General features: G+C 37.5%; 19 protein-coding genes and 1 tRNA gene. 13 read left to right on the top strand and 7 right to left on the bottom strand.

What is annotated here, in order from left to right; genetic code table 11:
* Positions 1-44: 44 nt before the first annotated feature.
* The 6 genes from ACOVQ4_RS03140 to ACOVQ4_RS03115 form a co-directional block, all read right to left on the bottom strand.
* Positions 45-962: a DMT family transporter gene (locus ACOVQ4_RS03140; RefSeq protein ID WP_421819203.1), complete on the bottom strand. Its 918-nt coding sequence runs from the start codon at positions 960-962 to the stop codon at positions 45-47.
* A 238-nt stretch (positions 963-1,200) separates the two neighbouring features.
* Complete coding sequence (der, locus tag ACOVQ4_RS03135) at positions 1,201-2,523, bottom strand: ribosome biogenesis GTPase Der (RefSeq protein WP_421819202.1); 1,323 nt, start codon at positions 2,521-2,523, stop codon at positions 1,201-1,203.
* A 210-nt stretch (positions 2,524-2,733) separates the two neighbouring features.
* Positions 2,734-3,639 (bottom strand): GTPase Era, encoded by a 906-nt coding sequence (gene era / locus ACOVQ4_RS03130; RefSeq protein ID WP_421819201.1) that lies wholly within the window; start codon positions 3,637-3,639, stop codon positions 2,734-2,736.
* A 208-nt stretch (positions 3,640-3,847) separates the two neighbouring features.
* Positions 3,848-3,920, bottom strand: a tRNA-Met gene (locus ACOVQ4_RS03125).
* Between the two features lie 261 nt (positions 3,921-4,181).
* Positions 4,182-4,892 carry an ABC transporter ATP-binding protein gene (locus tag ACOVQ4_RS03120; RefSeq protein ID WP_421819200.1) on the bottom strand — a complete coding sequence of 237 codons (711 nt, stop codon included), beginning with the start codon at positions 4,890-4,892 and terminating at the stop codon, positions 4,182-4,184.
* Between the two features lie 87 nt (positions 4,893-4,979).
* Complete coding sequence (locus tag ACOVQ4_RS03115) at positions 4,980-7,424, bottom strand: tetratricopeptide repeat protein (protein ID WP_421819199.1); 2,445 nt, start codon at positions 7,422-7,424, stop codon at positions 4,980-4,982.
* A gap of 516 nt (positions 7,425-7,940) precedes the next feature.
* On the opposite strand from ACOVQ4_RS03115, the gene atpD reads away from it, so the two are divergent.
* The 12 genes from atpD to ACOVQ4_RS03055 all read left to right on the top strand — a co-directional run bounded on the left by atpD (position 7,941) and on the right by ACOVQ4_RS03055 (position 22,752).
* Entirely contained in the window at positions 7,941-9,458 is a 1,518-nt protein-coding gene (gene atpD / locus ACOVQ4_RS03110; RefSeq protein ID WP_421819198.1) for a F0F1 ATP synthase subunit beta, read from the top strand.
* 104 nt (positions 9,459-9,562) lie between these two features.
* A complete protein-coding gene (atpC, locus tag ACOVQ4_RS03105) occupies positions 9,563-9,793 on the top strand; it encodes an ATP synthase F1 subunit epsilon (RefSeq protein WP_095160701.1) in 231 nt (76 codons plus the stop codon).
* A gap of 602 nt (positions 9,794-10,395) precedes the next feature.
* Positions 10,396-11,427, top strand: coding sequence for an SAM-dependent methyltransferase (locus ACOVQ4_RS03100; RefSeq protein ID WP_421819197.1), 1,032 nt, complete (start codon positions 10,396-10,398; stop codon positions 11,425-11,427).
* Positions 11,428-12,693 carry an NAD(P)/FAD-dependent oxidoreductase gene (locus ACOVQ4_RS03095; RefSeq protein WP_421819196.1) on the top strand — a complete coding sequence of 422 codons (1,266 nt, stop codon included), beginning with the start codon at positions 11,428-11,430 and terminating at the stop codon, positions 12,691-12,693.
* Positions 12,690-13,484, top strand: coding sequence for a DUF1365 domain-containing protein (locus ACOVQ4_RS03090; protein WP_421819195.1), 795 nt, complete (start codon positions 12,690-12,692; stop codon positions 13,482-13,484). Before ACOVQ4_RS03095 ends, ACOVQ4_RS03090 begins: the two co-directional genes overlap by 4 nt.
* A 20-nt stretch (positions 13,485-13,504) precedes the next feature.
* Positions 13,505-14,749, top strand: a complete 1,245-nt coding sequence (locus ACOVQ4_RS03085) for a class I SAM-dependent methyltransferase (RefSeq protein ID WP_421819194.1) — start codon at positions 13,505-13,507, stop codon at positions 14,747-14,749.
* 144 nt (positions 14,750-14,893) lie between these two features.
* A complete protein-coding gene (locus ACOVQ4_RS03080; RefSeq protein ID WP_421819193.1) occupies positions 14,894-15,922 on the top strand; it encodes a hypothetical protein in 1,029 nt (342 codons plus the stop codon).
* Positions 15,888-18,263, top strand: coding sequence for a hypothetical protein (locus tag ACOVQ4_RS03075; RefSeq protein WP_421819192.1), 2,376 nt, complete (start codon positions 15,888-15,890; stop codon positions 18,261-18,263). The genes ACOVQ4_RS03080 and ACOVQ4_RS03075 overlap by 35 nt, the downstream gene beginning before the upstream one ends.
* Positions 18,264-18,366: 103 nt before the next feature.
* The gene (locus ACOVQ4_RS03070; protein WP_421819191.1) at positions 18,367-18,903 is read left to right on the top strand and encodes a hypothetical protein; all 537 of its coding nucleotides are present in this window, start codon (positions 18,367-18,369) and stop codon (positions 18,901-18,903) included.
* 195 nt (positions 18,904-19,098) lie between these two features.
* A complete protein-coding gene (locus ACOVQ4_RS03065; RefSeq protein WP_421819190.1) occupies positions 19,099-19,839 on the top strand; it encodes a hypothetical protein in 741 nt (246 codons plus the stop codon).
* Between the two features lie 455 nt (positions 19,840-20,294).
* Positions 20,295-20,756, top strand: a complete 462-nt coding sequence (locus tag ACOVQ4_RS03060; RefSeq protein ID WP_421819189.1) for a MarR family winged helix-turn-helix transcriptional regulator — start codon at positions 20,295-20,297, stop codon at positions 20,754-20,756.
* Between the two features lie 193 nt (positions 20,757-20,949).
* Positions 20,950-22,752: an acyl-CoA dehydrogenase family protein gene (locus ACOVQ4_RS03055; RefSeq protein ID WP_421819188.1), complete on the top strand. Its 1,803-nt coding sequence runs from the start codon at positions 20,950-20,952 to the stop codon at positions 22,750-22,752.
* 284 nt (positions 22,753-23,036) lie between these two features.
* On the opposite strand, the gene rplS is transcribed toward ACOVQ4_RS03055, so the two are convergent.
* Entirely contained in the window at positions 23,037-23,393 is a 357-nt protein-coding gene (gene rplS / locus ACOVQ4_RS03050) for a 50S ribosomal protein L19 (protein ID WP_421819187.1), read from the bottom strand.
* Positions 23,394-23,747: 354 nt separating this feature from the next.
* Here rplS and ACOVQ4_RS03045 point away from each other — a divergent pair, with 354 nt between their 5' ends.
* Positions 23,748-25,217, top strand: coding sequence for an NAD(P)H-hydrate dehydratase (locus ACOVQ4_RS03045; RefSeq protein ID WP_421819186.1), 1,470 nt, complete (start codon positions 23,748-23,750; stop codon positions 25,215-25,217).
* Positions 25,218-25,365: the final 148 nt, after the last annotated feature.

Below are 25,365 nucleotides of genomic sequence, written 5' to 3'. Positions count from 1 at the left end.
CCAATCCCAAAATTTGGGATGACTCATGTTTATTTTTTAAGTGATTATTTTCCTTTTACTGAAATCATCAATACTCCTATTAAGACTATTACAGTGCCCCCTATTTGCCAAATACTAATCGGCTCGTCAAGAAATACATTTGCCATGATAATCGTGGCAACAGGTCCAATACTACCAATAATTGAAGCATTTCCTGAGCCTATTTTCTTGATTCCATCCGAAATCATAAACGAGGGAATTACCGTCGTAAATAAAGCCATCACAAAGGAAAGTAAATAGGCTTCTTTGGGGTAAGAAAATAAACTGACATGACTTGTCAAAAAGAAGTGTCCCATCACAATCACTGTCGAAATCAGCATGGCATAACAAGTAAATCGCAAAGAACCTATTTTGGGAATCATTTCGCCACTGCCAATCAAATATAAAGCGTAAGTAAAGGCACTCAGAAATACTAAAAATGAGCCCAATAATAAATCCTTTTGCATTCCAATTTTTAGGTCAGGAATAAAGGAAAAAAGCACACCTAAATATGTTACAATAAGTGCTAAATATTGAATTTTAGTAATTTTCTTTTTCAAAAAAATCGCTGAAACAATAACGACAATGGTTGGATACAAGAACAGAATTAATCTCTCAACACTAGCTGTTACATAATTTAGTCCCCAAAAATCAAATAACGATGCCAAATAATATCCAACAATTCCAATCAAAATCATTGTTAGCCATTCTTTGTTACTAAGCGTTGGCTTTGTAGTATCTTTTATGTTTTTGAATACCAGAATACCTATATAAAATGGTGCCGAAAAAAGCATTCTCAGAGCAAGTAGTGAAATGGTATCTACATGATAATGTAGATAGTTATATCGTACCAAAACGGCTTTTCCAGCGAAGGCTACTGCACCTACGAACACTAGGATAACTCCTGCAAAATAACTAGACTTGTGGGTTGATTTTGTTTTCATCGAGTTTGAGGGCTTTGTGCGATAAGAGATTTAGTTAATGATGAAAGAAAGACTCTTACGCTTATCGCAAAACAAAAAAGAGCCTTCCTTATGCAGAAAGACTCTTTTGAGTAGTACCTTTTACCCATGACAAACCTTCCTACAACAGAAAACCGTTGAGCCAGAGTGTCGAGATAATAGTACAATTGAAATTCATATTTGTTAAAGGAGCAATCATTTTTAGCTGATTGCCAGTTCCTTATTTTTTTCTAAAGAATAATTGAATTGGTACTCCCGTAAAATCAAAGTGCTCACGCATTTTGTTTTCTAAGTAGCGTTCGTAACTTTCTCTGATATACTGTGGTAAGTTACAAAATAATACAAAAGATGGTGCTTTTGTTGGTAATTGAGTCAAATATTTAATTTTGATATACTTCCCTTTCCATGCTGGAGGAGGGTAGTTTTCAATAACCTGCAACATCACTTCATTCAACTTAGAAGTAGGAATACGTTTTGTTTTGTTTTCGTAAACCTCCAATACCTTTTCAACCGCTTGGAAAATACGCACTTTATCTTTTACCGAAGTAAAAATCATTGGCATATAGTTGAGCGGAGCCATACGTTGACGGATTGCATCTTCAAGACGTTTTGAAGTCATTGAATCTTTTTCCACCAAATCCCACTTATTGATCATCAACACAATTCCTTTTTTGGCGCGGTGTGCCATCGAAATAATGTTCATATCCTGCGCTTGTAAGCCAGTAAGAGGGTCGATTGTAGTAGCATCGATTACAACAACTGCAACATCACATTCTTCCATGGCTTTCAATGAACGAAGAATAGAGTAGTATTCTAAGTTATCATCGATTTTTGCCTTACGACGAATACCAGCAGTATCGGTAATGATAAACTCTTTTCCGTACAAAGTATAGTGATTGTCGATGGCATCGCGCGTTGTACCTGCGATATCAGTTACAATACTTCTTTGTTTACCTAATAAAGCATTCAAGAAAGAAGATTTTCCTACGTTTGGTTTACCCAAAATAGCAATTTTTGGAATATCCTGATGTGGGTTTTCGATACCTTCCTCTGGGAAATGACCTACAATCCCATCCAGTAAATCTCCTGTACCCGAACCATTCTCGGCTGAAATAGGGAATGGTTCTCCTAAACCTAATTCATAAAATTCAGTAGCCATTAGCCCTTTTTCGAAGGTATCCGCTTTGTTGGCCGCAACATATACAGGCTTCTTTGAACGACGAAGTACATTAGCAAAGTCTTTGTCTAAGTCGGTAATACCTGTGTGACAATCTACCACAAACAATAACACATCTGCTTCGTCGATAGCCAATTCTACTTGCTCACGAATAGCACCCTCAAATGTGTCTTCTGACCCATGCACGTATCCACCTGTATCAATAACTGTGAAGTATTTACCTGTCCACTCGCCAAAGCCGTAGTGACGGTCACGAGTTACACCAGATACGTTGTCCATAATCGCCTTCTTTTGTTCGATAAGGCGGTTGAATAATGTAGATTTACCCACGTTTGGGCGACCTACAATCGCTAAAATATTTGACATTTTGTTGGTTGTTTGAGCTGTTTCTCCAATTCATCCTATCAAGCTTGTCATTGCAAGAAGGTGGTTAGAAATGGAGCACCTCTGGTTGATAATAAATATATGACTCGACGGTCATCAAAACCCTATGAGATGAAATAACCCTTGCCAATACATGATTGATGGTCTCAGGTGGTTCACAAAATAGGAGAGTAGCACGACTGTTTCTACTCATTAATCTTGGCTATAGCCAAACTGCTTGAGTTTTTGTGCTTTCGAACGCCACTCTGGTTCGACTTTCACAAATTGTTCTAAGAACACTTTTTTACCAAAGAATTTCTCTAGTTCTTCACGAGCTTGGATTCCTACTTTTTTGATGGATTCGCCTTTGTGACCAATAATAATGGCACGTTGGGTTACACGCTCGACGTAGATTTCTGACGAAATTCTGATAATATTATCTTCCTCTTTGAAGGCTGTAATAGCTACCTCGCAAGAGTAAGGAATTTCTTTTTTGTAGTTTTTGAAAATTTTCTCACGAATAATTTCCGACGCAAAAAAACGCTCTGGTTTATCAGTGAGTTCATCCTTTTCAAAATATGGAGGATGATTCGGTAGATTTTCTACAATCATATCGAAAATCGAACCAATATTTTTTTGAGCAAGTGCCGAAATTGGGATAATTGCTTGTGTAGGAAAGCGCTCACGCCAGTGTGCAATTTTTTCTTGAACCTGTTCTTCGGTCGCTAAATCAATTTTATTGATTAACAAAAGTACAGGAACATGATTGATGCGTGCTAATTTGTTGATTACATCATCTTCGTCATACTTTTCGAAAATATCGGTAACGAACAAAATAATATCTGCATCCTCCAACGAACTATGCACAAAACTCATCATGGATTTGTGAAGCTCGTATTTAGGCAAAATAATACCTGGAGTGTCAGAATAAACTAATTGAAAATCTACACCGTTGTGTTGCCCATTCAGAATCCCCATAATACGATGGCGAGTAGTTTGGGCTTTGGATGTGATGATAGATAGACGCTCACCTACCAAAACATTCATTAAGGTAGATTTTCCTACGTTGGGTTTGCCAATAATACTGACAAAGCCAGCTTTGTGATTGATTTGTTCCATGAACTAGTCCACGATTACCCTTGCCATATTAATGGAGTCCCGTACAAGATAAGAAAACTCTATCTAGGATTCTTCTAGTATTCCCTAAAAATGAGTGTTTTGATGATGCTCGGGAGTTACCGTATCGGGCGATACAGCTCCCTTTGGAATGACAATGATAAATTATTAAAAATAAAAAGACGAGCTATTTCAGCTCGTCTTTGCCTAGTAGCAGGAGCAGGACTCGAACCTGCGACCTTTGGGTTATGAGCCCAACGAGCTACCTACTGCTCCATCCTGCGGTGTTGTTGTGTTTGTTACTGGGTTGCAAAATTAGGGAGTTGGAATATGAAAAGCAAACTTTTGAGAAAGAAAATTTTAAAATTTCTGAAAATAATTTATAAATATCTTTTTATCAGGTAGTTATAAGTATATAAATTTTTAAAAAATCGAAGAGGAAATCTTCATGATTCCTAAAAAATCAAAAAAGGAGGCTTCCTTGAAAACCTCCTTTTTTGATTTTTATGTAAATATATGTCATACAGATAGGCAAATATTAGTAATTAGAACATCCCTTTTACCTTGCGTACATCTGGGTTTATTTTGTCACTTTCTACTAAACCATCTCTCAAACGCAGAATTCGGTGCGCATACTGAGCAATGTCATCTTCATGAGTTACCATAACAATGGTATTGCCTTTGGAGTGTAATTGGTCAAACAAATCCATAATCTCGTAAGAGGTTTTGGTATCGAGGTTACCAGTTGGTTCATCGGCTAAGAGAATAGAAGGGTCGTTAACGAGTGCGCGAGCAATAGCCACACGTTGGCGTTGCCCACCCGAAAGCTCGTTAGGTTTGTGACCAGCACGGTTTTCGAGACCAACCCCTTTGAGAGCGAGCATCGCCTTTTCGATACGGTCTGCTTTGGAATAGCCTGCATAGATTAATGGCAATGCTACGTTTTCTAAAGAGGATTGTCGAGGCAATAGATTGAAAGTTTGAAATACAAAACCGATTTCTTTATTACGTACTGTAGCCAGCGAATCATCGCTCATTTTACTCACATCCTGTCCATTCAAAATGTATTGTCCCGAAGTAGGTGTGTCCAAACAGCCAACAATATTCATTAAAGTAGACTTACCAGAACCAGAAGGCCCCATAAATGCCACATATTCACCTTTGTTGACAGAAATAGAAATCGATTTTAGCGCGTCGATTACCTCTTCGCCCATGATATAGCGTTTTGAAATATTGGTAGTTTCAATAATTTTCATGAATGTTTGAATGGTTAAAGTGAAAGTACACTTCCTTTGTGTTGATAAAAGAAGACTTGAGCTTTTTTCCTAAACAAACATACTTATTTATTGAAAATCTGCGCTTTGTTTTTCGATAAGAGCGATTTTAGCTTGATATTGAGGTAGAAAACGCTGATAATCGGTAGGGAAGCGTTTTTGGAGTTCTATCAAGGCATCATTGGCATAGTGAGTCATCCCTATATTTAAGCTTTGTAAAATATACATTTCCCAAATATTGGGACTATCTTTCCGCCACTTCAAGGCATTATTCAATATTCTGTGGGCTTCTTCCGGTTTGTTGATTGAATTATATAGTGTTGTAGTTTTTTCCAGAACTTTCTCGTTGAGTGGATGCTGAAAAACAGCTAGTTGAGCGGCTTTAGCATCTACAATATTTTCTGAGAAGCTGTCGCTTGAACTCTCTTTTTTAATCAATGTATTTAATAAAACCTGATAATACTTAGCTTTATTGGCGCTGGTATCGGTAGTTGCCCAAGCTTGAAGTTGCTCAAAGGTGAGTTGTTTATCGCCTTTATAAAATTGTTGTAAAGTATGGGCAAATTCTAAATCCTCAGAGTATTGGTCGTTTTGGGCACTTTGAGCAAAATTTCTGAGTGGGATAGCCGAACCAAGAGATTTTTGAAATAAGGTAGCATTATATAGCCAAGCAAATGTTGAAACATCGAGTGCCTTATCATACTTAGCACTTACCTCAACAGCAGCGGCTTTGGCTTGTGTACTCAGCTTTAGTGCGAGTGTGTTGGCCTGATAACTTGGATAATCAAATGGTTGTAACTGACTGAGGTAATCTTTTTGGGTTGAAGGTTTACCATTTTTTGCCCAAAATGCTACCAAATTACTCGCTACAATAGGAGATTGCTTCGAGAACTCTTGGGCTTTTTCCAAATAAATCAAACTCGAATCTAATTGCTTTGCTTTGCTGTATAAGTAGGCCAAATTGGTTAGCAACTCACTATTGTCGGGAAATTTTTTACTAGCTTCTTTCAGGGTAAACATAGCATCGAAAAAACGGTCACGGTCCGTAAATGAGCGTGCGAGTCCTTCATAAGCATATGGTGATGGATTTTTGGAAAGAGCTCTTTTAAAATAGACTGCGGCTGTTTCGTTGTCATTCTGAAGAAGAGCCAAACTAGCTAAGGCATAATTAGTTTTGTGGTTTCTGAATTCGGCGGCTAATGCTTGTTTATACGCAATTTCTGCGAATCGATAGTCTTTATTTACTACCTGATGATCTCCCAAAGAGTTATAATATGCCGCAATTGCCTGATTGATGGTATAAAAGGATTTCATCGAAAATAGCGCCACCAGTATAATCAAAGCCATTATCCTAAAAACATAGATTGGAAGACTTAGGGGTTTGTACAGCACTTTCGAGATTGGTAATCCTTGTTTGAATAAACCATAAAAGTTGGATAGAACATACAATAAAAACAAAATGCCCATCACAAGATTCGAATACGTAATAAGATCTTCCCACACCTCTATCATCGGGTCGTTGGCTGTGGCAAAGGCATAAAAAATACCCGAAATCGTTAAAATTGCTAAACCAATATATATCAGGGCGGTAGCAAACTCATGGTTGAGAACTTTGGCAGCCAAAATCATACGGTCGGCTATACTCCATATTCCCAAAATGATAGCAATCGCAAGTACCAAAAAGGGATTTAGGTACAACATATCCCAATCAATTACCTTGTTGTTATATAAAAACACCAACAAAATATTGACCCAATAAATCAAAGTCAGCACCACAAAATTGAGGAGGTTTTGAGAACCTGCAGCTCTTGTACTTACAAAAACAAACCATTTGGGGATTTCGTAGGCTATGCCAAAAATAAAAATGGCACCTAGTATAAAAACTTGTGGAATCAATTGAGTACAAAAATGGGTAATTGCACTTAAGTAAGAAGACATCTTTATGATTACAATGCCTACAATTAACCAGTACACTAAAAAAAACAAAAACCTTATTAGGGTAGATGTATCTCGTTTGAAAGCATGGAAAAAGTAGCTCAAGCCTACAAAACCTAATATAATGCTGAAACCTACCCAATTACCTGTACGATTAAGAAATAAATCCCATTGCAAGGTTATTAATAAAAAGACACTTAGTCCAGTAAAAATCAGATACCAAGTACGCGGAATAAACGTAATTCCGGTATGAATAAGGGATAAGGCTATAACAACTAAAATAGTAAAAATCCAAGAAGCCTCTGTGTTGATTCGCATGGTTGATGCCAAAAATTGCTCATGGATGATATAGGCTTTCGTAGGAATATGAAGCATTCCATCAGCGCTTTGTGCGGGGTCTAGGCTAATCGTAATATCGTCGAGTTCGCTCAGGATATCCCAATGGATCACATTTTCGAGGTAATTCACATAGTAATAGGCCAAACCTACTAAACAAAGGATTGCCAAAGTACATGCTGAAAGAAAAAGCCACTGTGTATTTTTTTGCCAATGTTTCCAAAAAGCGAAAGAAGAATTCATGAATTATTAGAAAATAAAATGGTGATGCTAAACCAAAAAGTATGAATTGATAGCACAATAATACAACGAAATATTTAGAACATACTTCGAAAAAATTGGGCAAACAAACCAAATTCAATAAACGCTAAAGTTGAAATTGAATTGTTAAAGATTTTTTTTTAGGAAAATTTCAAAAAAAAATCTCATTTCCAAAAAGGAAAAAATTAGGACTATTTTTTGGGGTCAAATTCTGAAAAAAACGATTAATCAGAATTAAAAAGATTTCTTTTGGTACTGATTAAGGGAAAAATATGGTAAAAGCAAGACTGTACTGCTAAAAAAGCAGGACGGTTAAAGTTACCAAACTAAATAACATTCAACAAAACCTATACCTTTTCAGCAAAAAAACTGGTAAAAATCCAAAAACAACAATTGGTTATCTGAGATTTACAGAGTAATTTTGCGCTCCGAAACGGTATAGCAAATTCACACTTTGCTTAATCACTTGATAATCAGATAACAAAATCACAATACAAAATGGCAAATGCAGTCAATAAAGGAAAGGTTACGCAAGTAATCGGTCCGGTTGTAGACGTAAGCTTCGAAGGCGAAGGCTCTAAGCTTCCTGCAATCTTGAATGCCTTGGAGGTTCAGAAAGCCAACGGCACAAAAGTTATCCTTGAAGTACAACAACACTTAGGTGAAGACCGTGTACGTACAATCGCAATGGAAGGTACAGATGGTCTTCAGAGAGGTCAAGAAGTATTTGACTTAGGTCAAGCTATTTCTGTTCCTACTGGCGATGCTATCAAAGGACGTTTGTTTAACGTAGTAGGTGAAGCAATCGATGGTATTGCTCAGCCAGAATCTGCTACAAAATTGCCTATCCACCGTCCAGCTCCTAAGTTTGAAGAATTAGCAACTTCTACTGAAGTTTTATTTACAGGTATCAAGGTAATTGACTTGCTTGCTCCTTACGTTAAAGGTGGTAAAATCGGTTTGTTCGGTGGTGCTGGTGTAGGTAAAACTGTATTGATTCAAGAGCTTATCAACAACATCGCAAAAGCTTACGAAGGTCTTTCTGTATTTGCTGGTGTGGGTGAGCGTACTCGTGAAGGTAATGACCTTTTGCGTGAGATGATTGAGTCTGGTATCGTTAAATACGGTGAAGAGTTCAAACACTCTATGGAAGAAGGTGGCTGGGATTTGAGCAAAGTAGACAAAGACGCTTTGAAAGAGTCGCAAGCAACATTTATCTTCGGTCAGATGAACGAGCCTCCGGGTGCTCGTGCTCGTGTAGCTTTGTCAGGTTTGACAGTTGCAGAATACTTCCGTGATGGCGATGGCGAAGGCAAAGGACGTGATATCCTTTTCTTTATCGATAATATCTTCCGTTTTACTCAGGCTGGTTCTGAGGTATCTGCCCTTTTGGGTCGTATGCCTTCGGCCGTAGGTTACCAACCAACATTGGCAACCGAAATGGGTGCCATGCAAGAGCGTATTGCTTCAACAAAACGTGGTTCAATTACTTCAGTACAAGCGGTATATGTACCTGCCGATGACTTAACTGACCCTGCTCCTGCAACTACATTTACCCACTTGGATGCTACTACGGTATTGTCTCGTAAAATCGCTGAGTTAGGTATCTATCCTGCAGTAGACCCATTGGATTCTACTTCTCGTATTCTTTCTGCTGACGTATTGGGTGACAAACACTACAATACTGCTCAACGTGTGAAAGAAATCTTACAACGTTACAAAGAATTACAAGATATCATCGCTATCCTTGGTTTGGACGAATTGTCTGAAGAGGATAAATTGGTTGTGTCTCGTGCTCGTCGTGTACAACGTTTCTTGTCTCAACCTTTCTTCGTGGCCGAACAGTTTACAGGTTTGAAAGGTGCTTTGGTTGATATCAACGATACTATCAAAGGATTCAACGAAATCATCGATGGTAAGTATGACCACTTGCCAGAGGCTGCTTTCAACTTGGTAGGTACTATCGAGGATGCAGTAGCTAAAGGTGAGAAATTGATGGCTGACGCAGCGAGATAATTGAAGAGTTTGAAAATGTGTCAATTTGAAATGAATTGACGCATTTTTGATTTGAATTCTTTTCAAATTTTCAAATTTTCAAACTTTTTCAAATTCTTACAGCAATGAATTTACAAATTATTACTCCTGATAAAACGGTTTTCTCTGGTGAAGTATCAGTGGTAACCTTGCCTGGAACTAATGGTTCTTTCCAAATTTTGAAAGACCACGCCCCAATCGTTTCTACATTGGGTAAAGGCACTTTGATGGCTGATAAGCAAGAATTTACAATCGATGGCGGAGTGGTTGAAGTAGTAAACAATAAAGTACTAGTTTTGGCCGAAGCTGTTTTGTAACCTGCATTTTAATGCCTTCTTCAAAAGCGATACAGTCTGACTGTGTCGCTTTTTGTTTTTATACTGTTCTACAGTTATTTATTCCTTCATAAATCTAAACTCGCTTTTTCTTCGTAGATATTTTCAGAATAAATAGGAAAACGTTATTAGTTAATAGTTTGTTGGTTGTTTTAAGGTATTCATAATCAGAAGTTTATGTTTAAATTTCACCTCAGGTTTACTATTAATTTAATCTTTCCTATTTCTTAATTCCAATAAGTGAAAAATGTTAGCTGTAATTCGTGTATTAGTTATTTTAGAATGCTTTCACAATCATCTGAAGAATACTATCAAAATCTGCCGCAGATATACGATTAATTTAATCTTTTTTACAAAAATGGAAGTAATCAATCCAAGAATAAATGATTACTATATCTCAAGCTTTTAGTTAATTTTTATTTGGAGTCTTAGCGTGCTGTTGTTGCTTTGAGGCTTTTAACCTTGTTTAGAAAACCTTTCTTAGTTCTTAAATTTTGAACCCTTTGTTGTAAAAATATTGGTGATGCCCCTTTGCATTCACCCTGATACTTTATTGTCCTTATTCACTAACCTTATTTTGTTTTATGTGGTATAATTCATTGCTCGAAAAAGATTTATTGCCCGATTTTTTAATTCGCTATGGCATCCGACAATTGGTCGAACAACGCTTGAGAGATGAAAATAAAGGCGAAACAGAATTACAGCATCAACATTTTCTGAATCTCCTTGAGGAGCTACGCAATTCGCCGATTGCTATCAATACGGCAGAAGCAAACGAGCAACATTATGAAGTGCCAACCCAATTCTATCAATATTGCTTAGGTAAGCACCTGAAATACTCTTGTGGCTATTGGAAAGAAGGAGTAAACGATTTGGATACTTCTGAAGCTGATATGCTTGAACTCACTTGCCAACGTGCCGAATTAGCCAATGGACAGGACGTGCTAGAACTGGGATGTGGATGGGGCTCACTGTCATTGTACATGGCTGCCAAATATCCCGCAAGCCGTTTTACAGTTGTGTCAAACTCCAAAACTCAAAAGGCCCATATCGACGAACAAGCGCGTCAAAGAGGTATTGTAAACCTTCAAGTAGTAACCTCAGATATCAATGTGTTTGATACTCACAAAGATCATTATGACCGTGTAGTATCTGTCGAAATGTTTGAACACATGCGTAACTACAGGCTCTTACTACAGAAAATATCTTCATTCTTAAAGCCTTCAGGAAAGCTCTTTGTTCACATTTTTACACACAAAGAATATGCTTATAAGTTTGAAGTAATTGACGAGTCCGACTGGATGAGTAAATACTTCTTCACAGGTGGTATTATGCCTAGTGACCATTTGTTATTTTACTTCAATGACCATCTTTCGGTAGATAAGCATTGGCATGTGAATGGTACGCATTACGGCAAAACATCAGAAGCGTGGTTGCAAAAAATGGATGCTCATAAAGCACAAATTATGCCTCTATTTGAGCAAACCTATGGGAAAGAGCAAGCGGTGAAATGGTGGGTATATTGGCGTTTGTTTTATTTGGCTTGTGCCGAATTATTTGCCTACAACGGCGGTAATGAGTGGATGATTAGTCATTATTTATTCAAGAAAAACTAGATGGAAAAAATAGCAATCATTGGGACTGGCATTGCTGGGATGGGATGCGGTCATTTTCTTCATCAGGATTATGATATTTCTCTTTTTGAACAAAATAACTATATCGGTGGGCATACCAATACCGTAACCGTCGACGAAGCAGGTACGCCTGTACATATCGACACAGGATTTATGGTCTTTAATTTTCAGACCTATCCAAATTTGTGTAAACTTTTTGATGAAATAAAAGCTCCTATCAAAAAGACAGATATGTCTTTTAGTGTACAACACGTACCTTCTAAGCTCGAATATTGTGGCTCGGGATTCAATGGCTTGTTTGCACAGAGAAAACAGCTTTTTTCATTGAAACACTGGAAAATGCTCTTGCAAATTGGTCGTTTTAATGAGCAATCTATCAAGATTTTGGACGATCCAAAATATCAAAATCATACTCTAGGAGAATATATCCGCGAGTTTGGTTTTGGTGAGGACATGCTCTGGAAATACCTTGTGCCAATGAGCTCGGCAGTGTGGTCGACCCCTATGGAATTGATGCTCGATTTTCCTGCTGTTTCCTTGATACGATTCTTTTACAACCATGGTTTTCTGGGACTCAATACCCAACATCAGTGGTACACGCTCGATGGCGGAAGCCGTATGTATCGAGATATTTTGATAAAACCTTTTCAAGAAAAAATACAGATAGGGCGTGCTGCGGTAAGTGTAAAAAAAGAGGTAAATGGCGTGAGCGTATTGCTTAGTGATGGTACCACTGAACTTTTTGATAAAGTCATTATCGCTACGCATGGCGACCAAGCGTTAGGCTTGCTCGAAGAGCCCTCTGTTTTACAGGATAAATTATTATCAAAGTTTAAGTATCAGAAAAATATTGCAACGCTACATACCGACGAGTCTATTATGCCTCAAAATCGCTTGACTTGGAGTAGCTGGAATTACCGAATCGAGGCAACCGAAAATGGTTTGCAGCCTTCTATTATTTATTGGATGAATCAGTTGCAGGGCGTTTCTAAGAAGAAAAACTATTTCGTTTCGATAAATGCCCAGCCAAATATCGACCCTTCCAAGATACTGAAAGTAATCGAATATGAGCACCCGCTGTTTGATGTTCCAGCTATGCAAGCACAGCAACAATTGCATCTGCTGAATACCGAAGGTGGCATTTATTTCTGTGGAAGTTATTTCAAATATGGTTTCCACGAAGATGCTTTTACTTCAGCAGTGAACTTATGTAGAACGCTTACGGGCAAAAATATTTATGGCTCATGAAATCCTGTATCTATGAATGTAAGGTAATGCACCAGCGAAGCGAGCCCATCAAACATGGATTCACATACAAGCTATTTATGTTTTACCTTGATTTAGATGAACTTGCTATCATTCCAAAACACGTAAAATGGATTAGTCGAAATCGTTGGAATGTGTTTAGTTTTTTTGATAAAAACCATTTGCAATATCCGAAAGAAAAGCCTGAAACAAATAAAGATGTCAAGGAGCAAATCTTGACGTATTTGCATGCCAAAGGAATAGATTTGAAAGGTGGGAAAATTATGCTTTTGACCCACCTCACTACATGGGGATATCAGTTCAATCCAGTATCATTTTATTACTGTTTTGATGAAAAAAAACAACCTGTATGTGTTGTTGCGGAGGTGAGTAATACATTCAGAGAAATGAAACCCTACTTGATTCAGTCTTTTTTAGAAAAGGAAGAACGCTTTGAGCATCGAGAAATTAAGCATTTTTATGTGTCGCCTTTCATTGATATGGACGCCGAGTTTGACTTCAAGCTTCGTATACCCAATGAGTCGTTGCATATCAAAATCGATGATTTTAAAGCTGATAAATCCTTTTTCAAAAGTACGCTTTGGGGTAAAAAGAAGCCACTAACCAGCGCCAAAGTAGCTTGGTATGCCATTCGATTTCCGATGATTACCCTTCGTATTATGTGGCTCATTCATTGGAATGCTTTTGTATTGTGGCTAAAACGGATTCCATTTTATGCCAAAAAATCGCATCCAGAGCTTCAACGAGACATATATAGACCCCTCTCTCACTAACCATAAATCCTTATTTTGTTATGACAACAACTTTGAAAAATACACAGCGTACCAAACCTAGCTTTTATCAAAAAGCGATTTTGGATGTTTTGCAAAAAATGACCTTAGGTAAATTACAAGTGACATTACCCAGTGGAGAAGTGTTGTTTTTTGGAAACACGCAGGTCTTTCCAACAGCTAAAATTGAGATTAAAGACGAACGATTTTTTAAGCATATTATGCTATATGGAGATATTGGTTTTGGCGAAGCATACGTAATGGGCTTTTGGGATACCGATAATATTACGCAGGTAATTCGTTGGTTTTTGGATAACCTCGAAAATGTCCCTGTTATTTCTGGAAATAAAACCCAAAACTGGCTTTTGAACTTACTCAAGCTGAGTAATAAAATCTATCATTTAGGGCGTGCCAATAGCTTGGATGGTTCTAGAAAAAATATCTCTGAACATTATGATTTGAATAATGATTTTTTTGCGCTGTTTCTGGACCCTTCCATGACCTATTCAAGTGCGTATTTTAAAGAAAAAGGCTTGTCATTGGAAGAAGCTCAACTCGAAAAGTATGAACGTTTGTGCCGTCAGTTGCATCTCAAATCTACCGACCACGTACTCGAAATTGGGAGTGGTTGGGGGGCTAATGCTATCTACATGGCCAAAAACTATGGTTGTAAAGTCACTTCTGTAACTATCTCGGAAGAGCAGCACAAGCTTGCAACTGAGCGAGTAAAAGCCGAAGGATTGAGCGATAGAGTCGAGATTTTGTTGAAAGATTACCGCCTGATTACTGGAAAATTCGACAAGATTGTTTCCATCGAAATGCTAGAAGCGGTTGGTCATGAATTTCTGCCAGTCTATTTTGCCAAATGCAACGAACTTCTCAAAAAAGATGGTATTCTGGCTTTTCAAGTAATTACTAGTCCTGATTCTCGCTATAGTTCTCTCAGAAAAGGGGTGGATTGGATTCAAAAATATATTTTTCCTGGCTCGTTATTACCATCGGTAGGTGCTATTAACGAGGCTATCAACAAAACTAGTGATTTTACGATGGTCAACCTCAAAGATATGGGCTTGGATTATGCCTATACTTTGAAATTGTGGTATGACCAGTTTCATCAAAATATTCAACAAGTCAAGGCGCTAGGCTTTGATGATACCTTTATTCGTAAGTGGAGTTATTACCTGAATTATTGCGAGGCAGCCTTTGCGAGTCGTAATATTCATGTGATGCAACTGACCTACACACGACCAAATAATACCACTAGATAAGTTTTTTGTACCTATATCGTTAACTCTCAAAACAAGCCTGTATTTTTGGCGGTATGTTCGTCAGGTAATAACTACAAGTAGGATTTACCTGATGAACTACACATTTTTGGCCTTATACATGAGGATACCTCTTATTTTGAGAAAATGAAATCTCCTTTCAATTGCTATTTGTTGTTATTGATTATGCTGTGTGCCTGTGATTCTGCTAAGAGTCCCAAGCATATTATTCCAGCTTTTTATTACTGGAAAACTGTTTTTAAATTATCAGAAAACGAAAAACAAATCCTTACCGAAAATCATATTCAAAAGTTATATGTCAAGTTTTTTGATGTGGATTTGGACAATCAGACACAAAAGCCTACCTTCAAAGCCCTGCTGATTCCTCGACAAGAAGTGCCCTCAAGGTGCAATATCGTGCCAGTGGTATTTATCACTAACCAAACACTGAAATTATTAAAACCTCGTTATTTGGAGGATTTTGCCGAAAAGATTAAAGAAAAAATCGATGCAACTTTCCAAGTTTGGGTTGGTTTACCCATTGGCAATAATGAAATTCAATTGGATTGTGACTGGACGATGTCTACCAAGAAAAAGTACTTTACCTTATTAACAATTCTTCGAAAAAAATACCCAAAAATAAGTGCAACTATCAGACTACATCAAGTAAAATTCTCCGATAAAACGGGAGTACCTCCTGTCGAAAGAGGTATGCTGATGTGCTATAATATGGCAGATTGGAAAAATGAAAAAACGGTAAATTCAATTTTTACACCCGATGTCCTAAGCCAATATATTGGCGAATTGTCAGAGTATCCTTTGCCCTTGGATTTGGTGATGCCAGCCTTTCATTGGACAGTAGGGTATCGCAATCATCAATTTCAGTATTTTTTGAATGCTGTTAGCTCGAAGGATTTTAGCGATATTTCTTTATTTGAACAAGACAAAAATAGATTTGTCGCACAGCGAGATACCACTTTATGGGGTATCGGAATTCGTAAAGGAGACGTGTTTCGAACTGAAGAAGTTGCTTTTGATGACCTCTCAAAAGGTTGTCGTTTGGTAAAGAAGAAAATATCAAATCAAAAACTTACATTTGCCCTATATCATTTAGATTCCGAAAGTCTCAAAACTTACACACATGAACAAATTAAAGAACTATATCAACCTGAGTAGAAAGTCTGTTGCCTCGCTTGTGATTTTTACCATTTTGGCTTGTGGTCCTGGCATGGTAGATTATGATGAATTTATGAGTTTTTTCATGCCTGAATCTGCAACTGTAAAAGGGGGTGATTTAAAATATGCGTATTCGTCACAGTTTTTTTATAATGATTATGACGATTATAGCATGACAAATGAAGATACTGTTGACCACGAAAAGCCACTTAATATCTCAGCTTGGAGCAAATATGTAGGAGGGAAGGTATCTAAAAAACAAATAGAACAATCGCTTTATGGTACCTCTTCAGCATTGCAAGACTGGTTGGCGAGTCATCAAAAAACTGAAGCAGCCGATTATATTACATTTGTGCGTGGTATCGACTTAGCGTATAAGCGTGAAACGGTTGATTATTTTACAGAAACTAAAGTAGATACAGTTGCTTTGGCCGAATTATTTACAAATGCTAAGGCTACTTTGCCACAATTGAAAGACGAGTTTGTCCAAGAACGTTATGCTTTTCAAACAATCAAGTTGGCAATGATGAACGACCAACCGCAAGAAGCTTTGCAAGTTTATGATGCGGCCATAAAACCCTTGAAGAAGAAGACTTATATCTCCGACTGGGCATTGTCTCGCAAAGCGGGGGCACTTATTGCTTTGGGCGATTCGGTACAGGCTTATTATGATTTTGCTCAAGTATTTGACCGTTGTCCAAGTCGTCGCCATGCGGCAGATTTGAGTATTCGCTCAAGAGGGATTGGGTTTCAAGAAGGCGCGATTGCTTTATGTAAAAATAGCCATGAAAAAGCAGCAGTATATGCTTTCGCAGCCATCAAACCTAGCGAAGAAGGGTTGAAGTTTTTGGAGAAAATGGTTGATTTAGATCCAACACATCCTTTGATAGAACTAGTGATGTCGAGAGAAATCAATAAGAATGAAGCGCTTTATTACAAACAACAAGATTATTGGATGGGCGAATCCGATGCTGCAAAAGAGAAAGAAAATCATGATAAGGCTATTCCATACTGGCAAAAACTAAAAGACTTTGCTACTGCTTGTTCGGCAAATCCACAAGTTCCCAAAACAGGTTTTTGGTTGGGAGCTTTATCTTATTTGGAATACATAGAAAAGAACTTTGATAAATCGGCTGAATATTTGGCCGAAGCAAAATTGGTGGTTAAGCCCAATACTGGTTTGAGCAAACAATTAGAAATTCAAGAATTACTATTGCTAAGTAACAAATCGCCTAAAATTACGCCAGAATTAGAAGACGAAATTGCGCCAGTATTGGCATCGTTTGGTAAACCCGAAAATTTCCGAATGAGTAACGCTTTGGCGGAGGCCTCAAAGCAATTGATAGCACGCTATTATGGTCGTTTGCCACACGAGAAAGAGGAAAAACAAGGATGGTTAGCAAGTTGTATGAATAAAAAAAGCGAACCAGAAAAAGTTACGATTCCTTATGCCAAAGCTAAGGCGTATTTGTTAGCGGCATTGACTAGCTACCAAACAAATGCTGGTCATGAATATGGAGGATATATGTCACAGGTAGATATGTACGCTATAGAAGATACTACCGAATCTAAAACCATAGAACAAGTAATTGCTTATTTTCAAGAGAAAAAGAAATCACCTTACGATACGTTATTACAATCGATGACAGGCTTTAGTCAGGATTATTTGTACGTGCTGTTGGGGCGTCGTGCTCTTTCAGAGCATGATTATACAAAAGCAAGCAAGGCATTTGAGAAGGTAGCTCCTGAGATTTGGAGACAAGAGCCTTGGAAAAGTTATTTTAACGAAGATCCATTTTTCATGTCTACCAACCAAAAAGAGCGCCGTAATACGTATACACCTGTAACTTTTGCTCAAAAGATGCAAGAGCTGGCAAGTCGTTTAGAAAAAAATGCTAATGACTACGAAGCGGCTTATCAATTGGGTTGTGGAGCGTACAGTATGTCGTATCAAGGCAACTCGTGGGTGTTGTTACGCCGTCAGTGGAGTTCGGCAGAGGTGAACGCTTATGTTGAAAAAGACTATGAAACAGACTATTATTTGGCATCCAAAGCTAGAAGCTATTTCGAAATAGCACTCAAAAGTCCTGATGCTGAGCTTGCAGCCAAAGCGGCTTTTGGTGCAGCCAAATGTGAAAATGCAGCTTTCTATGTGCATGCCAACGGACAGAAGAGCGAGGAGGATTACACGGTTTTTGAAGCCAGAATTGCAAAAGATAAAGCTCGTGACTATGAGCATTACTTTGCATTGATCAAAGAAAAATATAGAAATACAAAATTCCAAAAATCTCTGATTCGCGAGTGCTCTGATTACAGCACTTTTGTAAAAGTTAAAAAGTAATTGCTTGTTAAATGTCGGCAAGTCAAAGAGATAGAATATCCTATCAGTTTGATAAGCAGGCTCTTTTTTGTATTTTTACCCTCAAGAATTAACACATAACACAATGAAAAAACTCTTTCTCTTTGTAGTACTCGTTTTCAGTTTGTCCAGTTGTCAGAAAACGGTTTATTTGACGGGTTCCCTTATGCATACTCTACAAGAAAATGAACTGGATTTGACTAGAATACAGTTTTATAACGATAATCCCTTAGTTTTAGAAAGAGAAGTGCCTTCTTCTAATGCTAATATTAAGTCAGGGAAAGTGTTTTTTAAAAATGGAAGATATATCAACCGTATCTCCTTAGATAAAAATACCCCAGGGATGGTTCAACGCGAAGAAAACGGATCTTTACTTATTACTTTTGAACAAACAGCCGATGGTGAAAACTGGTTGAGATTTGGCGCTGTTCCCGGAGAAAAAGGAGAATATTTCTATCAATTAATCGACCAAAAAGGCAGTCCAAGTTTTTCCAGAATTGATTATGAAGGCAATATGTACTTAGTAATATATCCAAGTCGAGTAAGATTGCTTCTTTCTAAAAGTGTTTTAACTAATTTGAAGGTAAAAGAAAGACACATGAAAGGTGTCCGAGTAAAATAAATTGTGATTTTGGTTCACGAAATAGAGGCTTCGAAAGAGCCTCTTTTTTTTTATCCACTGAAATAGAGCACTTAACTATTGAAAGACTCAGTAGTGTAAAATATAGTATTTTTTTGATTTTCAGGAGGTAAGTGGCTTGAAATTTGATTTTGGTAGGGTATCCGCCGTAAACCAATTAATCATTTTTAAACTTGTATGAAATATACATTTTGGCTTAAGCTTTGCGTTTTGACAAGCGCATTAGCACACCTTTCCTTCGTTGCTCCGTTACCTTACAATACCAAAACTAAACTGAAGCAACTGACTCAGAGCAAGGAAGTCGTCGCTATCCTCAATTTAGAGGAAGATAATAGCGCTCCCAAATCTTCATTAAAAGGCAGAGCTCTTGGCCTTTCAAATGAGCTGATTAATCTTCAAACAATCGTCGAGCATGATCAAGTAAAGTTTGTCTGGACCTCATCGGCACATGATGTCAAAAAATACATTCTTCAAGCTAGTTCAGATTTAGAACTTTATGTAGATGTTGCAGAAATAAAAGCTGGGAAAAATAATGAAGTGCTCAGTTATGTCGATGAAATTCAATCAAAAGACGCTGCCAAATTCTATAGAATTCTTGCGGTAAAATCAGATAAAATTATTCAAGTATATGCTCCTTTGGCTATTTATCGTCCTGATTTTAAAGGGGTAACTATTCATAGTGACGATAAATCAGATATGATTCGTGTACGTCAGGATGATGTTGAATCAGCCGAGATTCTTGTGAGTACAGCGTCAGGAATGGGAGTGCCATGTCAGGTAATTAAAAAAAGCGCTACAGAGGCAATCGTTTGGCCTAGCTATGACCTATCGAATGGCGAGTATAATGTCCGCTTGCGTACAAACAAGGGCGAACGTAAATTTAGACTACTTGTAGCAAAACCCGATAAGATGTTTTAAAAAGTAATTGTGCAAAATGAAATGTAAGTTTTGAACATTAGGCTTTCAGATATCAGCTTTCAGCTAAAAACATATCTATCGTAACTAACAGATATTTTAACACGCTTAGCCGTGTGCCTGTTGCCTAAAATATAAAACTTAAGTCTAATTTTGCACGATTACTTAGTATCATCGACCACTAAATTATATACTTCAAGAAAGGGATAGTCTCAATGATTATCCTTTTTTTATAAATAATTCAATGTTATGCTTGCATAATAATTTATTCTTGTACAAATTTACATTTACTTTAGTATGCTTAGCATACCATTTGCTAACTGCAGTAAGAGCCTAGGATATTCAAACCACATAAACTCTTTTCAAACGTATCCGCGACAATTTTGCAGTTATATTCTTGCCTCTCCTTAGAATTACACAGATGATTTATGACCCAATAATGAAAATCTTGAAGAAATATGAAAGCTGACAAAACCGTAGATTATCACATCAAGGCAGGATGGCACGCAATTAGCAGAATGTATAATTCTTATGCAGCACAGTTTGATATGACCATGGCCATCGGCTATGTGTTGTTGAATATCGACAAAAATGGAACGCCTGCAACAAAAATAGCTCCTGCATTAGGGCTCGAACCTCGTAGTCTGACGAGAATGCTGAAGTCGCTCGAGGATAAAAGATGGATTCGTCGCGAAACCGACGAAGACGACCGCCGTGTGGTGAAAGTGTATTTGACCGAAGAAGGTAAACGTAAACGTGATAAAGCTCGTAACGGCGTTATTATGTTTAATAATCTTATTTATGAAAAAATTGGTGAAGAAAAATTACAAACATTTTTTGAGGTGATGCAACAGATAAGCGAGGTCGTGGATTCTGAAGCAACCAATTATAAAGCGGAGAATATTGAAGATTTTATTTAAGAAATTAATCAGCCCAATAGGTGACTTTCGATTAATTTTCTCGAAATAATTCTATTTTTACTTTTTTTGAAAATATTTTAAATGTTATGCTTGCATAACATTTTTTTTATTTATTATATTTACAAAAAATTAGTATGCTTGCATACAATAGTTAAGCTTTTAGGAATCTTTCGAATCGTAAAATATTCAAAATATGGTACTTACAGATAGCAAATCGTCAATCAAAGGAGGAGAGTTTTTAATCAAAGATATTGATGCTTCTCAAATTTTCATTCCTGAAGAATTCAATGAAGAGCAACAAATGATTGCTCAGACCTGTTTAGATTTTTTGCGTACAGAGGTACACCCAAGACTCGATGCTATTGATTATGCAAAAGATACTAATCTTATGGTCGAGCTGCTGGATAAAGCTGGCGAATTAGGTTTGTTAGGAACGGCTATTCCTGAAGAATTTGGCGGTTTTGGAATGAACTTCAATACTTCAATGCTTGTAACAGAAGCCTGTGGGGGTGGTCATTCGTTTTCGGTAGCGCTTTCGGCACATACCGGAATTGGGACATTACCAATATTGTATTATGGTACTGAAGAACAAAAAGCCAAATATTTGCCCAAATTAGCCACAGGCGAATGGAAAGCAGCCTATTGTTTGACTGAGCCAGATTCGGGGTCTGATGCTAATTCAGGCAAAACCAAAGCGGTATTATCTGAAGATGGCAAACACTATATCATCAATGGGCAAAAAATGTGGATTACCAATGGTGGTTTTGCTGATTTGTTTATTGTTTTTGCCAAAATTGATGACGATAAGTCCTTAACGGCATTTATCGTTGAAAAGTCATTTGGTGGGATTACTATGAACGAAGAAGAGCGCAAAATGGGTATCAAAGGTTCTTCAACACGCCAAGTGTTCTTTAATGATTGTAAAGTACCTGTCGAAAACCAACTATACACTCGTGAAGGTGGATTTAAGATTGCAGTTAATATTTTGAATATTGGGCGTATCAAGTTGGCCGCAGCTGTAGTAGGTGCAAGTAAAGGTGTTATTTCGACAGCCGTTAATTATGCCAACGAACGCAAACAATTTGGCACAAGTATCTCTAGTTTTGGTGCAATCAAGCACAAAATTGGCGATATGATTGCTAAGGTTTTTGCCTCAGAATCGGCTTGTTATCGTGCAGGACAAAATATCGACGATGCTATTGATGCGCTCTTGGCTTCGGGTATGGAAAGTGGGCAGGCAAAACTCAAAGGAGTTGAACAGTTTGCGATTGAGTGTGCTATGCTGAAAGTACATGGGTCAGAGGTGTTGGATTTTGTGGTGGATGAGGGTGTACAGATTTATGGTGGTATGGGCTTCTCTGCCGAAGCACCAATGGATCGTGCCTACCGTGACTCAAGAATCAATAGAATTTTTGAAGGTACAAACGAAATCAACCGCTTGTTGTCGGTAGGTACTATCGTAAAACGTGCTATGAAAGGCGAATTGAATTTGATGCCAGCTGCCATGGCCGTTGGTAAAGAAATTTTATCAATTCCTGATTTTGGTGCCGAAGAGGAGGAAGGATTGTTTATTCCTGAAAAGAAAGCACTCAAAAATATGAAAAAGGCTATCTTGATGATCGCAGGTGCATCACTTCAGAAATTTATGATGAAGTTTGAAGAAGAGCAAGAAATCATCATGAACTTAGCAGATATGCTTATCGAAACTTATGTGGCTGAATCAGCTCTGTTACGAGTAGAAAAATTGATTACTGTTCGTGGCGAAGAGGCTTGTGCTTTAGAAAAAGACGCTGCCTTGGTGTATTTACACACTGCTATTGATAAGTTGAATTCTGCTGGGAAAGTGGCAATTACCTCATTTGCCGAAGGCGATGAATTACGAGTAATGTTGATGGGATTGAAACGTTTTACAAAAATAGAACCAATCAATCTTAAAGAATCAAGAAGACGCTTGGCAGAGGCGGCTATACAAAAGAACGGATATATTTTTATATAAGGATTTAAAATCCGTAGCAGGCAAAATTGTATTTGTAATATTATTAGAGACACTTTTTAACTTTAAGCTTACGGAATAAAGCCAAGTGCTTAAAGCGGGTAAAATGCCCACTAACTTAATTCGCTTAAAGCTATAAGATTAAAATTTATGAAAGGGGATTTTTAGGTAAATAAAAAGGAGGCGATATTTTTCGCCTCTTTTTTTGTGTCATAGCTTGGGTATTGAGCATAAAAAAAGTCACTCCGTAAAGAGTGACTTTTTTATATATTGCTTTAGTCAAGAGACTATTTCTTCTTAGCTTCTTTAACTTTTGCAGCTCTACCTTGTTTGCCACGAAGATAGAACAATCTTGCACGACGTACTTTACCTTTACGCAATACTTCGATTTTGTCGATGTTTGGTGACAATAAAGGGAAAATTCTTTCAACACCTACACCGTTAGAAATTTTACGAACTGTGAAAGTCTCACCAGCACCGCTGTTACGACGTTGAATCACAGTACCTTGGAATACCTGAATACGCTCTTTGTTACCTTCACGGATTTTAACGTGTACGTTCAATGTATCACCAGCTGAGAACTCGGGCAATTCTGCACGGCGTGCAGCGTTTTCAGCTTCTACCAATTTGATTAAATCGTTCATCTTGAATGATTTTTTATTGTTTAAGTCCTAAATTTTTTGACTTGATTAATAACTAGCGGTGATATTAAAGGTCTGAAAAACAATACATTATTGAAGTTTGACTGCCCAATCACATAATTACTAAATCTTTGGGGGTGCAAAGTTCCGAAAAAAAATATGGAAAACCAACAAATTGCTTAAGGTTTTTGGAAAAAACTTAGAAGTCATATTGTGCATCAGACTGTAAGCTCTGGGCATTAGGCAAAAAAGCATGAAGATTACTTTTTAACTTTTAGCTTAGGGCATAAAGCCAAGAGCTTAAAGCGGAAAAAATTATTTTAATTTTGCCATTCACTTACTTTTGAATTTTATACAATGAAAAAAATATTTGATGCTCAGCAGATTCGTCAGTGGGATGCCTATACCATTGCACAAGAACCTATTACATCGATTGATTTGATGGAGCGTGCTTCCGAAGCATTTACAGACAGGTTGTTGGCTCTTTTCTCCAACAAAGATTTTGTAATTTTTTGTGGGAAGGGTAATAATGGAGGCGACGGCCTGGCTATTGCTAGAATACTTACTTCTATAAACAAAAAAGTTGAAGTATATGTCATAGAATACAGTGCTCAGGCTAGTTCCGACTTTTTGATTAACCAGAAACGTTTTGCTAAACTAGCCCCTATTCATTCTATTAGGAGCATGAAGGATTTTCCCGATATTGGGCAAAATAGTGTGGTGGTTGATGCAATGCTTGGGTCTGGTACCAATAGACCCGTGGAAGGTATTTTGAAAGCGGTTATTCAGGAAATAAATCAGCGTCAACTCCCTGTTATTTCAGTAGATATTGCTTCGGGCTTGTATGTTTCTCAGCCAATAGATAAAGATAGCACCATTATCCAACCTGATTATACACTGACTTTTGAAGCTCCTAAATTAGCTTTTCTAATGCCTCAAAACCAACTATTTGTAGGTGAGTGGGAATGTTTGAATATCGGACTTTCAAAAGATTATGCACAAAATACCTCAAGTTCTTACTTTTGGACGGACAGTGTAGCGCTTAAAAAAAGGGCAAAGTTTTCGCATAAAGGTACATTTGGGCATGCCTTGCTTGCCGTTGGAAGTTATGGCTCGATAGGAGCAGCGGTACTTTCGGCAAAAGCTTGCTTACGTTCGGGAGTTGGCTTACTGACTACCTACATACCTGCATGTGGGTATGAAATCATGCAGATTGCAGTGCCAGAGGCTATGTGTCAAATAGACCCAGAGCAAAAGGAATTGAGTATTTGTCCCAATCTTGAAAAATACACAGTAATCGGTATAGGATGTGGTTTAGGGAAAAGTGATAAAACAAAAGATTTTCTGAAGGTACTATTAAGACAGACGAAGCACCCTGTGGTGCTTGATGCTGATGCATTAAATATACTTGCTGAAGAGGTAGATTTACGGGAATTAATTCCTCCAAAATCTGTTTTAACACCGCATCCTAAAGAGTTGCAGCGACTGATTGGAACTTGGGAAAATGATTTTGATAAACTCGAAAAAGTAAAAGTATTCTCTCAAAAATATGATTGTATAGTTTTGGTAAAAGGCATGTATACGGCAGTTGTTTTGCCTAATCAAGAAGTACACTTTAATTCGACAGGCAATCCTGGGATGGCAACGGGTGGTAGTGGTGATGTGTTGACAGGCATAATTACAGCACTAATTGCTCAAGGATATTCGTCGGAGGAGGCTGCTATTATTGGTGTTTTCAAGCACGGTGAAGCTGGAGATTTAGCGGCACAAGAAAGAGGTCAGATGGCCATGTTACCAAGTGATATTATTGAGAAATTGAGATGGTAAACATCTAATTCATTTCAAATTTAGTGATTTAGGGAATTGTGAATGAGTGATTTTTAAATAGAAATTTTACTAGTAGAGACGCAATGCTTGCGTCTCAACCCAAGTAAATCTAGCATGATAGCCTCAAAAAAGGGGTCGGAAAATATTT

The organism is Flectobacillus sp. (genome assembly GCF_049240685.1).
In the GTDB taxonomy this organism is placed as follows: Bacteria; Bacteroidota; Bacteroidia; order Cytophagales; family Spirosomataceae; genus Flectobacillus.
The sequence above is the reverse complement of the archived record's forward strand: the minus strand, read 5'-3'. Positions and strand labels throughout refer to the sequence as shown.

Bases quoted from the DNA above. Each gene is read 5' to 3' on its own strand.
- ACOVQ4_RS03140 (WP_421819203.1), bottom strand. From the start codon at position 962: ATGAAAACAAAATCAACCCACAAGTCTAGTTATTTTGCAGGAGTTATC.
- der (WP_421819202.1), bottom strand. From the start codon at position 2,523: ATGTCAAATATTTTAGCGATTGTAGGTCGCCCAAACGTGGGTAAATCT.
- era (WP_421819201.1), bottom strand. From the start codon at position 3,639: ATGGAACAAATCAATCACAAAGCTGGCTTTGTCAGTATTATTGGCAAA.
- ACOVQ4_RS03120 (WP_421819200.1), bottom strand. From the start codon at position 4,892: ATGAAAATTATTGAAACTACCAATATTTCAAAACGCTATATCATGGGC.
- ACOVQ4_RS03115 (WP_421819199.1), bottom strand. From the start codon at position 7,424: ATGAATTCTTCTTTCGCTTTTTGGAAACATTGGCAAAAAAATACACAG.
- atpD (WP_421819198.1), top strand. From the start codon at position 7,941: ATGGCAAATGCAGTCAATAAAGGAAAGGTTACGCAAGTAATCGGTCCG.
- atpC (WP_095160701.1), top strand. From the start codon at position 9,563: ATGAATTTACAAATTATTACTCCTGATAAAACGGTTTTCTCTGGTGAA.
- ACOVQ4_RS03100 (WP_421819197.1), top strand. From the start codon at position 10,396: ATGTGGTATAATTCATTGCTCGAAAAAGATTTATTGCCCGATTTTTTA.
- ACOVQ4_RS03095 (WP_421819196.1), top strand. From the start codon at position 11,428: ATGGAAAAAATAGCAATCATTGGGACTGGCATTGCTGGGATGGGATGC.
- ACOVQ4_RS03090 (WP_421819195.1), top strand. From the start codon at position 12,690: ATGAAATCCTGTATCTATGAATGTAAGGTAATGCACCAGCGAAGCGAG.
- ACOVQ4_RS03085 (WP_421819194.1), top strand. From the start codon at position 13,505: ATGACAACAACTTTGAAAAATACACAGCGTACCAAACCTAGCTTTTAT.
- ACOVQ4_RS03080 (WP_421819193.1), top strand. From the start codon at position 14,894: ATGAAATCTCCTTTCAATTGCTATTTGTTGTTATTGATTATGCTGTGT.
- ACOVQ4_RS03075 (WP_421819192.1), top strand. From the start codon at position 15,888: ATGAACAAATTAAAGAACTATATCAACCTGAGTAGAAAGTCTGTTGCC.
- ACOVQ4_RS03070 (WP_421819191.1), top strand. From the start codon at position 18,367: ATGAAAAAACTCTTTCTCTTTGTAGTACTCGTTTTCAGTTTGTCCAGT.
- ACOVQ4_RS03065 (WP_421819190.1), top strand. From the start codon at position 19,099: ATGAAATATACATTTTGGCTTAAGCTTTGCGTTTTGACAAGCGCATTA.
- ACOVQ4_RS03060 (WP_421819189.1), top strand. From the start codon at position 20,295: ATGAAAGCTGACAAAACCGTAGATTATCACATCAAGGCAGGATGGCAC.
- ACOVQ4_RS03055 (WP_421819188.1), top strand. From the start codon at position 20,950: ATGGTACTTACAGATAGCAAATCGTCAATCAAAGGAGGAGAGTTTTTA.
- rplS (WP_421819187.1), bottom strand. From the start codon at position 23,393: ATGAACGATTTAATCAAATTGGTAGAAGCTGAAAACGCTGCACGCCGT.
- ACOVQ4_RS03045 (WP_421819186.1), top strand. From the start codon at position 23,748: ATGAAAAAAATATTTGATGCTCAGCAGATTCGTCAGTGGGATGCCTAT.